The 14,467-nt window shown below is 57.2% G+C and carries 12 protein-coding genes; 8 read left to right on the top strand and 4 right to left on the bottom strand.

Translation table 11 applies throughout. From position 1 onward, the window contains the following. Positions 1-16 precede the first annotated feature (16 nt). On the top strand, positions 17-997 hold the full coding sequence (locus Q31a_RS01140) for an endonuclease/exonuclease/phosphatase family protein (RefSeq protein WP_145072756.1): 981 nt from the start codon (positions 17-19) through the stop codon (positions 995-997). On the opposite strand, the gene Q31a_RS01135 is transcribed toward Q31a_RS01140, so the two are convergent. From Q31a_RS01135 to Q31a_RS01120, 4 genes are read right to left on the bottom strand one after another with little or no spacing between them, the layout of a single operon-like run. Further along, positions 980-2,527, bottom strand: a complete 1,548-nt coding sequence (locus tag Q31a_RS01135) for a pyridoxal phosphate-dependent decarboxylase family protein (RefSeq protein ID WP_145072754.1) — start codon at positions 2,525-2,527, stop codon at positions 980-982. The genes Q31a_RS01140 and Q31a_RS01135 overlap by 18 nt on opposite strands. Further along, positions 2,524-3,936: a metal ABC transporter permease gene (locus Q31a_RS01130; protein WP_145072752.1), complete on the bottom strand. Its 1,413-nt coding sequence runs from the start codon at positions 3,934-3,936 to the stop codon at positions 2,524-2,526. The genes Q31a_RS01135 and Q31a_RS01130 overlap by 4 nt, the downstream gene beginning before the upstream one ends. Further along, entirely contained in the window at positions 3,937-4,734 is a 798-nt protein-coding gene (locus Q31a_RS01125; protein WP_315851641.1) for a metal ABC transporter ATP-binding protein, read from the bottom strand. Then, positions 4,715-5,722 (bottom strand): metal ABC transporter solute-binding protein, Zn/Mn family, encoded by a 1,008-nt coding sequence (locus Q31a_RS01120; protein WP_145072747.1) that lies wholly within the window; start codon positions 5,720-5,722, stop codon positions 4,715-4,717. Before Q31a_RS01120 ends, Q31a_RS01125 begins: the two co-directional genes overlap by 20 nt. Before the next feature lie 286 nt (positions 5,723-6,008). Here Q31a_RS01120 and metK point away from each other — a divergent pair, with 286 nt between their 5' ends. The 7 genes from metK (at position 6,009) to Q31a_RS01090 (ending at position 14,434) form a co-directional block, all read left to right on the top strand. Continuing rightward, entirely contained in the window at positions 6,009-7,175 is a 1,167-nt protein-coding gene (metK, locus tag Q31a_RS01115; RefSeq protein WP_197355999.1) for a methionine adenosyltransferase, read from the top strand. Positions 7,176-7,256: 81 nt separating this feature from the next. Then, a complete protein-coding gene (locus Q31a_RS29855) occupies positions 7,257-7,415 on the top strand; it encodes a hypothetical protein (protein WP_197355997.1) in 159 nt (52 codons plus the stop codon). A 101-nt stretch (positions 7,416-7,516) separates the two neighbouring features. Beyond that, a complete protein-coding gene (locus tag Q31a_RS01110) occupies positions 7,517-8,446 on the top strand; it encodes a hypothetical protein (protein ID WP_145072743.1) in 930 nt (309 codons plus the stop codon). Positions 8,447-8,765: 319 nt separating this feature from the next. Beyond that, on the top strand, positions 8,766-10,010 hold the full coding sequence (locus tag Q31a_RS01105; RefSeq protein ID WP_145072742.1) for a hypothetical protein: 1,245 nt from the start codon (positions 8,766-8,768) through the stop codon (positions 10,008-10,010). A 24-nt stretch (positions 10,011-10,034) separates the two neighbouring features. Further along, a complete protein-coding gene (locus Q31a_RS01100) occupies positions 10,035-11,567 on the top strand; it encodes a tRNA modification GTPase (protein ID WP_145072740.1) in 1,533 nt (510 codons plus the stop codon). Between the two features lie 121 nt (positions 11,568-11,688). After that, positions 11,689-12,774: a peptidase M42 gene (locus Q31a_RS01095; RefSeq protein WP_145072738.1), complete on the top strand. Its 1,086-nt coding sequence runs from the start codon at positions 11,689-11,691 to the stop codon at positions 12,772-12,774. 109 nt (positions 12,775-12,883) lie between these two features. Beyond that, the gene (locus Q31a_RS01090) at positions 12,884-14,434 is read left to right on the top strand and encodes an MFS transporter (RefSeq protein ID WP_231691017.1); all 1,551 of its coding nucleotides are present in this window, start codon (positions 12,884-12,886) and stop codon (positions 14,432-14,434) included. Positions 14,435-14,467 lie beyond the last annotated feature (33 nt).

Here is a 14,467-nt window from a genome sequence, read left to right as displayed (position 1 = left end):
CAAGGAGGCGACTGGGATGCGTTCACTACCGTTCTACCCCATGATGGTACTCGTCCTAGTTGGACTTGGTGGCTATTTGGGTTGCGACCCCAATTCCATCCAATTGCCCCTCGAATCCGTCGTCACCGGAGCGCGGGGTACGGCCAGTTCGACCACGCACTACCCGGCATCCATCCCCGACCGGGTTGCCAATCGACTGCTCATCGGCAGCTTCAACATCCAACGCCTGGGCCCCAGCAAATTGGGACAACCCTGGGTCATGGAAAAACTTGCCTCAGTGATTCAACGATTCGACGTCATCGCCCTGCAAGAGATCACCAGTCAAGATCAAACCACCGTTCCACAACTGTTGACCTACGTTAACCAAGGTGGCGGGAAGTATGCGTACACCATCAGCCCTCAGATTGGACGAAACACCTACTTCGAACAATACGTATTCGTCTACGACACAACGCGTGTCCAAACCGGACAGGAATACAGCTATGTGATTCAAGACGAGCAAGATTATTTGTATCGCGAGCCCTTTGTCGGACGCTTTCAAACGATCAGCAATAATCCGTTCACCTTTCGCTTGATCAACATGCATACTTCTCCCAGCGAAATTTCGGTGGAGCTAGACGTGTTGGCCGATGTCTATGTCAACGTCCGCCAATACGAGTACCCCGAGGATGACATCATTCTGCTGGGCGACCTCAATGCAGCCCCCGACCGCTTTCAGAAACTGGGCACGATCCCTTCGGTCGACCCTCTAATCGTCGACGTTCCCACGAACACTCGAAAAAACAAAACGCTCGATAACATCCTGATTGACATTCAAAAGACACGCGAGTTCACAGGACGAGCCGGGACCATCGACTTGGAACAAATGTTTAGCATCGATCTGGACGACACCGAACGCATCTCGGACCACCTGCCAATCTGGGCTGAGTTCAGCTTTACCGAATCGACTGGAGCAGCGACCGCTGTAGCGGGAGCCCTGTCAAACGCGTTCCGTTAGGGATGGCCGAAGAGTTTCAGTCAACCGTTCGACTTCATCTAACAATGCATTAAACTCGTCTGCACTGGTAAACGGATTGGCAATCGTGCAACGCAGCCAAACTTCACCGCGCAATACAGTTTTGACGATGTAGAATTTACCTTGCTCGGTCAGCGCTTGACGAACAAGGGTCATCCGCTGGCTGAGGGCGACAGCAGCCTCGACGCTTCGACTCGACTTGTCGGTCGTTTCTCCACGTCCGTGGTATCGAAAGCAGACGATGTTGGATTGAGGTTGCACCGCCAACTCAAATTCGCGGCGCGACTCGATCACGGCCGCGAACTGACTCGCCAACGCATGCAAGTGATCAACGCTCGCCTCCAGCAATTGCTCACCATGAACTGCCAATAAACTGTAGATTTTGGCAGCCATCATCGTCTTGGTGCATTCAAAAGTACGCCGAGCTAGATTAAAGCTCTCCGCAGCGGCCACACTCTCATTTTCCTCTTGCTGCGAAAACAAGTACTCTGCCTCAGTGGCAAAGGTCCGGTAGCTATCCGCTCCGCAGCGAAACACCAGTGCACTGCAGAGCACTGGAGTCAGCAACATTTTGTGGAAGTCGATTACCACGCTGTCAGCGCGCTCGATACCAGCCAACATCCCACGATGCCGATCCGAAAAGGCCACGGCGGCACCATGCGCCCCATCGACATGAAACCACAGGCGTTGCTCGGCGGCGAAATCCGCGATCGCCTGCAGATCATCGTACGCACCGGTCGAGGTCGAACAAGCACTTCCGACTATCGCCACGACGGTTAACCCATCCTCCGTCGCTTGCGCATAGAGTCTCGGCAATTGCTCGGTGTCCATCTGAAAGGCTGGGTTGGTTGGAACACGGATGATCCCAGCCGCCCCCCACCCCATGACGCGTGCCGCCCGATCGACACAATAATGCGCCTGCTCAGAAACCATTACGGCCAAGCGCTGTCGCGTTCCGTGCTCCCAATCGCTCGTCGGGGAGGCACTGGTGGAATGCGAGGGACCATCGAGGGCATCGGAGTGCAGTCGGCGGCACGCCCGAGCGGCGAGCAGAGCGGTCAAATTCGCCAATGTACCGCCACTGGTCAAATATCCATCCGCGGCCTCATCCCACCCGAGCCGACGAGCAACAACCTGCACCACATGGCTCTCCATGGCCGTTCCGGCCATGCCCATTTCAAACACCCCCGAACCATTGTTCAACGCTTCGGTAACCATCCCTGCCAAGATGGCCGTGGGCGCTGGAACGCAAATCTGATGCCCCATGTACTTGGGGTCACTGATGCGCACGCTGCGATCGAGGATATGCTGGCAAACCTCCTCGATGGTGGGACTCTGCTGCGCCAAATCTCGCCAGAAACGCTGAGCATTTTCGGGGGCCTGCCAGGGAAGTGCCTGTTGGTGCTCCCCCGCAAAACTCGCTGCTAAATGATCGCAGATCTGATCGATCAAGCGATGAGCGGACTTGCGAAACGCGTCGGTGGAATATGCCTCTCGGAGAAGTGGGTTCACTCGTTCTCAGCCTTTGGGTTTCGGTCAGTTTGCGCGTGGGGATTGGGTGGCACAATATCGCCAATGGTAGGATCGAGTGCACCGGAGAGCTCCGCGAGATGCTCGGGAAGTAGCCCATGCTCCAGGTAGTCGGCTTCGCGGTCCGCCTCCCCGACCTTAGCTTCTGCCTGATCCATCATGTAGTGTTCCAACAGTCGGTGATCGCGGACGGTCGCCAACGCCCGAACCATGCCGCGTGGTGTGAGCCTAGCTGTATGCCCACCTCCAAACACCACTAAGCCAGCTCGCGACATTTGCTTGGCGATGATTCTCACTCGGGCAAGTGTCCAGAATCGTCGTTGACGAATTTTCTCGAGCATGACCGGTTCGGTGGTTTTCAACTCGCCAGCCCCCAGCGGGATCGCATTCTGCGTTTCCAGCTCTTCATAGGCGGCCCGTAGGAAATGCTGAAAATTCTGTTCACGCCGCATCCCTATCATGCGCGTCGCACGCCACAGCACTCCGCGCTGCGTCCCAAATACAAAACTGAGTAGGAATAAACTGCAACCCGCCAAAACGATACTCGCGCCACTGGGCATGCGATCAAAACTGGCGCTCACCAGCGTGCCGGCCGCGCAACTAACTCCACCCATGCTTCCCGCAAGCCATAGCAGCAGCTTGAGATCATGCGTCCAGAAGCGAGCGCTGGCAGCCGGAATAACCAACAACGCGATGATCAGGATCAAGCCCACGGCTTGCAATCCGACGATGGTGACCGCGACGACCAAGCCGATCAACAGGCTATCTAGCAGCAGTACTGGCCAGCCCTGGCTGCGGGCGAACTCAGCGTCAAAACAGAGGATCTTCAACTCTTTGCCTAGCAGCAGCACGACGCACAAAACAATGAAAGCCGCCCCGCCACTAAGCCACACATCCTCGGGAGTCATCGACGCAGCCTTGCCATAAATGAAGGCTTCCAATCCCGCGACATTACCTCCCACCCGCTGAACCACCGAAACGAGTGCTACCCCAGCCCCAAAGAAAACGCTGAGCACAATTCCCAGCGCAGCGTCCTCACGCATATTGGCTAGATTGCGGAGCAACAATACCGACGCACCTCCCAGTGCACCGCTGATGGCTGCTCCCAACAACAAGATGGGCAGCGACTTACTCCCGTCGGCACCGGTTGTCCACAAGAAGGCCAGCGCAACGCCAGGCAGCGTGGAGTGGCTGATCGCATCCCCAATCAAAACCCTGCGTCTGAGCAGCAGATATACCCCCAGCACTCCGGCTGCGATACCCAGCAAGAAGGTACCTAGCAAAACAACTCGGGTGTTGAGATCTTGCAACAGAATGATTCGCAGGATGCGATTCGTTTGGTCGGCCAATACCAGTGGCACGTTGACGTCAGCCAGGAGTTTGCTGAGCATCTAGCTTCCCCCGTCCCGCAACCGCATCGCTTCGCCAACCTCTTCCAACAGCGTTAGCTTGCCACCGTAGGTCTTTTGCAAAAACTCTTCGGTGAACACTTCAGCCGTGGGGCCGCACGCCACCAATCGCATATTGAGCAGCACGATATGATCGAAATATTCGGGGACCGTGTGTAGATCATGATGCACCACGACGATGGTCTTTCCCTGTTGTTGCAACTGCCGCATGAGCGTCACGATCGCGCGCTCTGTGGCCGCGTCGACAGCTGCAAAGGGCTCATCCATCAAATACAGCTCGGCCTCCTGCACCAACGCGCGGGCCAAAAAAGTTCGCTGCTGCTGCCCGCCTGAGAGCTGACTGATCTGGCGATCCGCTAAATGCTCAATCTCCATTTTTCGGAGCGCATCTGCGGCGGCAGCGCGCTGCGTTTTGCCAACGCGGCGAAACCATCCGAGTTGCCCGTAGGTCCCCATCAACACCACGTCTAACGCGGTTGCCGGAAAATCCCAATCCACCGACTCTCGCTGCGGCACATAAGCAACCGACTGGCGAGCACGACGGTAGGGCCGCCCTAAAACGGTGACCTCACCCGAGATGCGTGGCACCATATCTACAATCGTTTTGAGCAGAGTGCTCTTGCCCGCACCATTGGGACCGACCAACCCGACGAGACTCCCACTGGGAATGTCGAGCGTCACGTTCCATAGCACCGGCTTACGATGATAGGCCACGGTAACATCACGTACAGACAACGGACTTGGCTTGCTCTCAGCGGCCTCATTCGACATCGGCAGCATACCCCTGGAAACCATTGTCAGGCACTTGCGCACTACCCAGCGCCCGTGCAATCGTGCTCAAATTGTGATCCATCATCCCGATGTACGTCCCCTCATACGTCCCTTCTGGCCCCATGGCATCGGAGTACAGGCTACCCGCGATCTCGACCTGATGCTGCCTGGAAGCCGCCCCGCGCAGCAGGGCTTCGATACTCTCCTTGGGCACACTACTTTCGATAAACACCGATGTAATCTTGCGTGCGACCAGCATATCCACCAATTCGTTTATGCGGCTCAATCCCGCCTCCGACTCGGTACTAATCCCTTGCACCGCTTGCACTTCAACCCCGTAGGCTTCGCCAAAATAGCGGAATGCATCATGGGAAGTAACCAGTACGCGATGCCCCTCGGGCACTCCCTGCATGGCCTCAACCCCATATTGGTGCAAGGCCTGCAACTGCGTGCGCAGCTTCTTAGACGCAGTTTGATAATCGGCTTGATGCTGAGGGTCAAACCTCGCTAGCTCATCGCCAATCCCCTGCGCCACCTGACTCCACATGGCAACATTCATCCACACGTGCGGATCTGGATGCGCTTCGGCCGCCGCTTGGCCATCCTCATGAAGGTCGAGCACCTCGGCCACCGGCACCGTGCGCCGCCGGTGGCTAAAATTCTTGAGAGTCTCCGCCATTTTCCCTTCCAACATCAAGCCGTTGTAGAAAATGATATCAGCCCCCAACAGCGCGGCCGTGTCATCCCGTGTCGGCTTGTACAAATGCGGATCAACCGTTGCGCCCATCAGTTGCTGGACCTGAACATGGTCTCCACCAATGGCTCGCACCAAATCGGCTACCATCCCCACCGTAACCGTCACCTGAATGGGATGCGTACCTTGAAAAACCTGAGCCACCGCTGGAGCTTTCGGCTCCGTACACCCGACGCCACCCCACACTAGACAGAGGCTCAGCAGAAGGAGGACAGTTTTTACGTTGGATCCGCTATTCTTCACGATCGATTTTCAATTCTAAGGGAGTGGATGGGTAACGGCTGGGTGTGTCGCCAACCCAGAGGAGGGCAGGGCACACGGCTCCCCCTGGCTTCTGCAGGTCCGACCGCAGGCAATTCTAGCAAGCATTTCCGATTGAGAATCCCCGGGGTAGGTGTAGTGCCAATTGTGACAAGGGTAACTATACTGTGCGGCTTCGTATCGATTACGACAACAGTTCAAAGTCTTCCGGGTCAGCGTTCAGACCGAACCCCCCGGCCAGGCACCCCACATTTGGAGGGTCATTTTAGTGGCATCGGGTAAACATCTCTTCACCAGTGAATCTGTCAGCATGGGCCATCCAGATAAGCTGGCCGACCGTATTTCGGACGGAGTCCTGGACGCGATTTTCGCACAAGATCCAAATAGCCGTGTGGCTTGCGAAACGCTGGTTACAACCGGTTTGGCGATGATTGCCGGTGAGATTTCAACATCCGCCAATGTCAATTACGCAAAGGTCATCCGTGAGGTCATTCGCGAAGTCGGCTACACCGACGACATGATGGGACTGTGCGCGGACACCTGCAACGTCATGGTTGCCCTCGACGAACAGAGTGCGGACATCGCTCAAGGCGTCAACGAGGACTCTACTGCTGGCAAGGAGATTGGAGCTGGCGACCAAGGGCTGATGTTCGGATTCGCTTGCAACGACACTCCCGAGCTCATGCCGCTGCCCATCGCGCTGGCCCATCGCATCACCAACCGCTTGACGGAAGCTCGCCGGACGGGTGAAGTCGACTGGCTGCGGCCCGATAGCAAGAGCCAAGTCACCGTCGAGTATGACGGGCACAAACCGGTGCGAATCGATACCATCGTCGTTTCCACCCAACACGGCCCTGATGTCGATCAAGAAACGATTAAGAAATTCGTCATTGAGAACGTGATCAAAGGTTGCCTCCCCGCCGAATTGGTGAAGGGCGACATCAAATACCACATCAATCCAACAGGCAAGTTCGTCGTGGGTGGCCCGCACGGAGATTGCGGTCTAACAGGCCGGAAGATCATCGTCGACACTTACGGTGGCTGGGGACGCCACGGCGGCGGAGCTTTCAGCGGCAAGGATCCCACCAAGGTTGACCGCAGTGCAGCCTACATGGCTCGACACGTTGCTAAGTGCATCGTGGCAGCCGGCCTAGCAGATCGCTGCGAAGTGCAGCTTGCCTATGCAATTGGCGTGACCCAGCCGGTCAGCGTCTACGTCGACACCCAAGGTTCGGGCAAAGTGGAAGATAGCAAGATCTGCGATGCGGTCGTCAAACTATTCCCACTGACTCCCGGTGGAATCATCGACTACCTCCAATTGCGACGCCCAATCTACCGCCAAACTTCCGCAGGCGGCCACTTTGGTCGTTCAGAGCCTGAGTTTACCTGGGAAAATACCGATAAAGCTGCTGAGCTGAAAAAGGCCCTCGCTTAGGCCAACCAAAGCACTCAAAGCCCGCACTCCTGCTAAACTACCACCTGCCCAGAGCCATCGTGCTTTGGAGCAGGTTTTTTTGTGGCCACATCGCCGCTCAGCAAATTGCAACTCGATAAATTGCAGCTCGATAAATTGCAGCTCGATATATTGCAGCTCGGCGCGGTAGAAAGGGTGGTTGCCGCCATGGGCGATTTTTCAAGGCGCCGCTATCGCGGTGAGACTGAAAATGCAGCTTGAACCACGGCCCGCCACGCTGCCAGCAGCTTGCTAGAATCCGCCAGGCATACCTATGGCCAGGTATGGCTGTCCCACCCCTGACATCCACCGGACCCAAGATCATGCCTCATCCCAAAGACCACTTTGCTTGGCTGGCTATTCTTGCTTTCTGGTGCCTGTCCGGCATCCTCGCTTGGTGCTCGACCATCACCTCCGTTGCAGCCCCAGCCAACCCGAGCTCCCTAACATTGCTAGCCATCCTGGTCTTAGCCCTAACAACCCTCCTGCGCTGGCCGCTGCTAACGCCAGCCAGTGCCGGTGATGCCGAGACTCCAACGAGCCTTCACGCCGCCTGGTGGATGTCGACCGTGGGCCTGATCAATTGGCTGGGTGCTCTGGTGATGCGCTGTGAATCCGCCGGATCCGCCCTTGTGCTCCTCAGCCTAGCCCTGGGCAGCGAGCTAGTTTTCTACCAAGCCTTACCCCGCAACCGCCTACCGTGGATCACCGCGAGCCTGCATGCAATAAGAGCATCCCTCTACCGCTGGCTCGCCCAAGACCCTGCGGAACGCACCCTACCTGACACCCCTCTCCAGAGCAACGAGACCAGCCAGACCAACCAGGAGTCCCTGAGCGAGGAGCCTGCGGGTAGCCCTGCTACAGCGGAGCCCTCGGGACCTCCCCCCGCGTTCGCAGCGGAATCGAGCGATGAGATCGCACCGCCCGAGCAATTCACCCGCAAGTGCACGGACCAACTGACGGCCGAAGGACAACGCTACATGAGCGGGGAAATCCTGATTCAATTGGAGCCTCAACAGCAGAGCGAAACGATCGTCATCGGTTTTTGCCCAGCCTTCGAAATCCCCCCCACGATAGAGCTCGAATGCGAAGCGGAGGAGGAAATGCGTGCCAAAGTCATCAATTGCACCACCACGGGCATGAGAATCGCCGTGCGACGCTCTCGCAGCCAGCAAGCTCTCGAATGCCTCCTAGCCTGGTACGCCCTCGAGGCCCAGTCCAACGCCGCCGCTCCCCAATCCCCCCTACCTTAACCCCTCTTTGACATCGCCCCCGCCGCGTGAGCAAGGCCGGAGCGACTGCCGCGACAGGGCAATTCTGCCCAAAAGGTGGCAGACACGCTTCTGGTTTCAAGGCATTTGATTTGCGTTGGGGCTATGCTCCAGTTATCTTCACTTGGAACGAAGTAATTTACTTCGCAGAGGGTGGCGACCGTCTCAATTTGAAGATAATGCGGTTATTGCTTAGTTGTTTGGAGACCTATTTGTGCTGTTACGATTGAGAATTCCAGTTTTGCCCTGCCTTGGGCTCTCCACCGTTTGCGCGTGGTTGCTCGTCGTCATTGCTGTCGGAATGGTATCCCTCCCAGGCACAGCTACGAGCCAAGAGGCGGGTTCAGCGACGAAATGGACCAGCGTGGCGGGTAAGGAGATCGAGGCCGAGTTCGTACGGCGAACCGACAAGGGCGTGGTGCTGAGACTGAAGGCCAATGGCCAAGAGGCCGAGGTTCCCTATGCGCAACTGAGCCTCGAGAGTCATCTGCAAGCCATTAAATTGGACAAGCCGGAAGCGTTTTCCAAACCGCTGCTCAAAGCAGAGGTCAAAAGCGAGGTGGTGGCCGCCGAGCCCACTCTCATCTTGGATGCAGCCGAAATTCTGCGATCCCCATTCACCAAGGACATGTCCCTTGAGCGATATTTGGAGGTCATGCAGCGTGAGGTGCAAGCGGGGAACATGATGGTGGGGTGGCACGGCCTTCCCCCAAAAATGCAGGGGGATATCGAGGCACTGGCCAGCCAAGGTGCCGAGCTCCTCGGTTCGGGGACCATTGCCCAATGGAGAACTCTACTGGGAAACGTGAATACGATCATCCAAGAAAAACGAGACTTCCTCCTAAAAAATCCAGCCCTGGCCAGCCAGCCTCAAGTGACCAGCATCGCGAAACAAATTTGGCCTCAACTCGCTGGATTCAGCGGTTCGTTTACGAAGGAATCGCTGTGGCAGGCCGCTAATTTCCAGAAGGGAAACTTCCCAACCTGGCTGGCCGACTTCATCGCCGCAACCGTCCCGCATGGTATGGCCCTTTACGAGACCATTCAGCCCATGCTTCCTCCACAAGCTCCAGCCCCCCAAACCCTGCTAGCGGCTGAGTTCAAAATTCTCAGTCAGTCTGCCGACTCCGCGGAAATCGAGGTCACCGTTCCAGGCGTTCCTCCCCAAAAGAAAAGGATGCAAAAGGTAGGCAACCTCTGGATCTACCCCAAGGAGATGAACGAAGCGCGCCAACAGCTCGATGCCGCCCAGGAGTGGCTAGCGAACGCCGACGCATCCCAGCTAGCTCCCTTCAAGATCGGCCTGACGGGTGCCATTGCCGTGACGGGTGCTCTCGCTCACGCCGAGACTCAGGCAGAATTCGATGCTGCCGTTGAGCAGCTAACAGCGATGGCTCAAGCCTTTGCACCGGCAGGCCCACCAGGCCGCAATGGCCCGCCAGGCTCCTCCTCGGGTGGCTCTGGATCCTACAACGGCTCAGGTAGTGGCGGCTCGGGTAGCGGCAGCTCAAGTGGCAACAGCTCCCCGCCGGTGCAAAGCCGCTAGGCTGATTCGCAATGGACGGCACGCATGAAACTTGACTTACAGCGCACGATCGTGGCGGTCAGTAGTGCGATTGCCCCGGCCCGCCGTGCAATCGTGCGGCTCAGCGGACAGGAAACCGGTGCCATACTCGCGCGCTTGCTAATCCCTGCCTGTTCTCAACAAGCCGCTGTCAAACAGACGCTGCTGGCCAGTAACCGAGCGCTCTCCGGAGTCGTCGACTGCGACCTTGGTCTGGCGGGTCGCACCATTGAATCTCGTGTGTACTACTGGCCCAATGCGCGGAGCTTCACGGGGGAGCCCTGTGCGGAGCTGCACCTTCTCGGGTCGCTCCCCTTAGTCGAACTGCTAACCGAGCAGATTGCCTCGTTGGGCGCCCTGCCAGCCAGTCGCGGCGAGTTCACACTCCGCAGTTTTCTCGCTGGAAAAATTGATCTCACCCAAGCCGAAGCTGTCCTGGGGGTCATCGAAGCAGAATCGGACGACCAACTGTCCGTTGCCTTAGGGCAACTTGGCGGCAATCTTTCCACTCCCATCCGGCAACTGCGCAACCAATTGCTAGAGGTTATCGCCCATCTAGAAGCCGGCTTGGACTTCGTGGAAGAGGATATTGAGTTCATCAGCGTCGATGAGCTGCAAAACCAACTGCGGGAGATCAACACGCAACTGCATCGCATTGCCCAACAATTGCAATCGCGAGGATCGCGTTCCCGGACCCCACAACTGCTCTTGGTCGGCTTGCCCAATGCAGGCAAAAGCTCGCTGTTCAACGCCCTCGTCGGTTCGGATCGAGCGATTGTCTCGGCCCAAGCGGGTACCACGCGCGATGCCATTAGCCAGCGCATTGAGTTTGAGGAGTTGACCGTCGAGCTCATCGACACCGCTGGCATGGAAGAGCTGCAGGAGGCGACACCGCGAGCCCTGGCTCAAAGGGTCCTCCAAGATCGACTCAGCACCGCCGACCTCATTTTATTTTGCATCGATTTATCGGAAAATTTTTCCGAGTCTTGGCTGGTCGGCGAATGGTCTAAATTGCGGGCGTTGGGAACTCCGATGGTAGTCGTGGGAACCAAGTTGGACGCTGCGGAAAATCGCAACTGCGAGGCACGCCTGCGAACGATCCTCGGTGCAACGCACCGGCCGAATGGCGAGCTTGAAGCTCCCCCCGCAACTACCGCTTCGGCAATCTCTGGAAGCAGTTCAGAATCGCAGAGTCCGCCATCGAACCTGGACGCGACTCCCATTTATCAAGCGATTAGCGTTCATGACGCAGCCACTATTGCAGATTTAGTGCGTTCCATCCGGCAAACGTTGGCTAGCAAGCCCAGCAACCTACAATCCGACGCAATGCACCGCGCTATGCTACGCTGCCGCAGCGGAATCGAGCAAGCCATTGCAGCAATTGCCGCAGCGATGCAATTGAACGCATCCCAGGAGGGGGAAGAGCTGGTCGCCTCCGAGCTCCGAGTTGCACTTGAGGACCTCTCTTCGGTCATTGGTGAAGTTCATAACGAAGACATTCTTGGTGAGATCTTTGGCCGCTTCTGTATTGGCAAATAGTTGGCCAACCGGTTCTTTACCGTGAAAAGTTGCTCTGTTCCTATTCCGCCAGAAAGCTATGCTTCAGGCTGTATCACCAACTTGACGTTTTGCGGGCTGCCTGAACAGTGCAGCTTGAACCATGCCAACAACCCAACCTCCACTGCCTGCCACTTCCGCCAACGTCAACGAGCTGCTGCATCTGCTGCGAGTTCTGGTGCGAGAGCCATCCGTGGTGGGTGTGGAAGACGCGTTCTTCCGCATACTTCGACGAGAGCTGGAAGAATGCCAAGTGACGGTGCGACGCTACCAAGGTCTTCTCGTGGCGCAGGGCTCACAACCCGACAGCCTCTATCTGTCGGCCCACGTCGATCGCCACGGCTTGCTGTGCACCGGCCCCAATGAATTTCAGTATGCAGCCTTCATTGCAGGCAATCGCAGTGAGCTGACCGGCGACTCCGTTTCCGAGCAGTTCATGGAATTGGTGGCGGGGCGCTTCCATGGGCAGCGCGTTCAGGCGCATACTCCCTACACGGGCTCCTACCTGGGACAAGGCACGATTACTGAATCGTACGTCTGCCCGCGTCGGCGCAATTTGATCTTCGAAATCGATGGACTCGAATTCCTGCAGCCCGGAACTCCAGTTTCGTTCCTGGACCGCTTAAAAGTCGATGGAGGACGCGTCTCAGCCCAGCTCGACAACGTCATTTCCGTGGCCATGCTCATCGAGTTAATTCGCCTCGGCTTTCAGGGGACTGCGTTATTTACCGCAGGCGAAGAGGCAGGGCGCAGTTGGCGTTTTGCCACCGAGTGGTTTCAACGACACGACACGCAAACCAACCGCCTGATCGTACTCGACACGAGCCCTTTCGGCAGCTTGGAGGAATTGTCCGAGCAAGAAGTGGTCCTCCGCTACAAGGACGCGAACTCGGAATTCGATCGCGAGGTTACTGAAGAATTGCGGACAAGCTGTGAAAGTCTGGGAATCTCGTACCGCTTTAAGGACCAATATGTCGAAAGTCTGAACCAGAACCGTGAGAAGCAGCTCTCACTTGGTAGGACAGAGCTGGGACGGGTTCTCACCGCCACCCGGGGAACGGTCCGAGGCACAACGCTGCAGCTCCCAACTTCGTCCTACCATACCGCGAATGAGACCGCCGAGATCAGTAGTATTGAAGCCATGCTGCGACTACTCTGCCACTTGTGCAAGCTCCCTCCTCCTGAGTAACGGCACACAGCCAGCTCCAAGAGGTCCAGTCGCAGCTCGCCGTGCGGCCCCAGTTCCCAGTTCCCAGAAATCTATCAACGCCGGCAACGTAACTGCCACGAAGCCAGATATGCCCAATGCGTTTGAAGCCCGCGCCACCACCTTGCGTCCCCCTGCACGCAGCTCGGTGGTCGTGAACTCATCGGCCAACCAAGATTCCTTTGCCAAGCCGTTTATGCAGAGCGAGAACGACTCCTTGGGCGACACACTGCAAGCTCGTGAACCGAGCGTTCCTGCCAGACGGCTGGGTTCGATCCCGCAAACGACGCGGCAGAATCTGAAACAAAGCATGGGAGACGGCGCCAATTTTGGAGCCATGGTCGGACTCGGTGAATCGTATCTTCCGGCGTTTGCCCTAGCGCTCGGGTTGGGCGAAACCTCTGCTGGACTGGTGGCCAGTCTACCGGTGGTGGCTGGCGGTGGCATGCAGTTGGTCTCGCTGCGGGCCATGCGATGGCTGGGGACTGAGCAGCGTTGGGTAGTCCTGTGCGCGTCGATTCAAGCATTAGCCTTCCTACCGCTGGTAATCGCCGCCCTGAGCGGCTTTATCGGGTTGCCTGGACTGCTGCTCGTTGCATCAATCTACTGGGGGGCGGGATTGGCTTCGGGCCCTGCTTGGAACACGTGGATGGAAACGGTCGTTCCATCTCAGATTCGAGCTGGCTACTTCTCCAATCGAACTCGGCTGCAACAACTTGCAACCCTCATCGCCTTTGTTGGAGGCGGGGCCCTGCTGCAAACGGCCCAAAACCAGGGTTGGTTGCTGACTGGCTTTGCTTCCATCTTCCTATTGGCTGCAATCTTCCGTTCAATTTCGGCGGCATGCCTAGCGCTACACCGCACCAATCCAAGGTTAACCTCCCGCCAATCGTCAACCGGAGATTCTCGTCGCCTCACCACCTCCGCCGCCGCAAGCGGTGCCACCAGCAGCACGCAGGGGATCTCGAAGTCAGGCAAACGGTTGCTCGTGTATCTAGTCGCCGTGCAGGCTTGCGTTCAGGTGAGCGGCCCGTTTTTTGCACCCTACATGCTGAAGCAATTGGGGATGGACTACTATCAATTCGTATTTTTAGTAGCGGTTGCATTCCTGTCGCGTGTTTTAGCACTGGCGATGTGGACGCGGATTGCCAGTCACTTTGGAGCTTCGACACTTCTGTGGATCGGAGCCATTGGCCTCGTCCCCCTTTCCGCCATGTGGACGGTGTCCGCCAACATTTGGTGGTTGATGATCGCTCAATTTTTCAGCGGGATTGCCTGGGCCGCCTATGAACTCGGATTTTTCCTACTGTTCTTTGAAACCCTGCCAGCCAACCAGCGCACCAAGCTGCTGACGTTGTATAACTTCGCTAATACACTAGCGATGTTTGCGGGGGCGACTCTGGGAGCCGTGCTCTTGAATTCCCTAGGCTGCACCCTCAACGCATACTTAGTGCTGTTCGGGCTCTCAAGTTGCGGCCGCGCCGTAGCGCTGATCCTCCTCTTGCGGGCTGATCTGAAACCGGTTCCAATTCGGACGCTGGCAGTTCGCGTGCTGGGGATCCGCCCGGCGACTGCTACACTGGACGTGCCAATCCTACCTTCGCTCCTTCGAATACGTGCCAAGGCGAATGGCAGAGAATAAGACTTGAGCTTCTCCAATCAACAGGTAGAAAGT

The organism is Aureliella helgolandensis, from assembly GCF_007752135.1.
GTDB classification, from domain to species: Bacteria; Planctomycetota; Planctomycetia; order Pirellulales; family Pirellulaceae; genus Aureliella; species Aureliella helgolandensis.
Note: the sequence above shows the minus strand (reverse complement) of the source record. Positions and strands in the feature narration are given on the sequence as shown.

What these genes read in the sequence shown, in the direction of transcription:
- Q31a_RS01140 (WP_145072756.1), top strand. Translation starts at nt 17, where the DNA reads ATGCGTTCACTACCGTTCTACCCCATGATGGTACTCGTCCTAGTTGGA.
- Q31a_RS01130 (WP_145072752.1), bottom strand. Translation starts at nt 3,936, where the DNA reads ATGCTCAGCAAACTCCTGGCTGACGTCAACGTGCCACTGGTATTGGCC.
- Q31a_RS01125 (WP_315851641.1), bottom strand. Translation starts at nt 4,734, where the DNA reads ATGCTGCCGATGTCGAATGAGGCCGCTGAGAGCAAGCCAAGTCCGTTG.
- Q31a_RS01110 (WP_145072743.1), top strand. Translation starts at nt 7,517, where the DNA reads ATGCCTCATCCCAAAGACCACTTTGCTTGGCTGGCTATTCTTGCTTTC.
- Q31a_RS01105 (WP_145072742.1), top strand. Translation starts at nt 8,766, where the DNA reads ATGGTATCCCTCCCAGGCACAGCTACGAGCCAAGAGGCGGGTTCAGCG.
- Q31a_RS01100 (WP_145072740.1), top strand. Translation starts at nt 10,035, where the DNA reads ATGAAACTTGACTTACAGCGCACGATCGTGGCGGTCAGTAGTGCGATT.
- Q31a_RS01095 (WP_145072738.1), top strand. Translation starts at nt 11,689, where the DNA reads ATGCCAACAACCCAACCTCCACTGCCTGCCACTTCCGCCAACGTCAAC.
- Q31a_RS01090 (WP_231691017.1), top strand. Translation starts at nt 12,884, where the DNA reads ATGCCCAATGCGTTTGAAGCCCGCGCCACCACCTTGCGTCCCCCTGCA.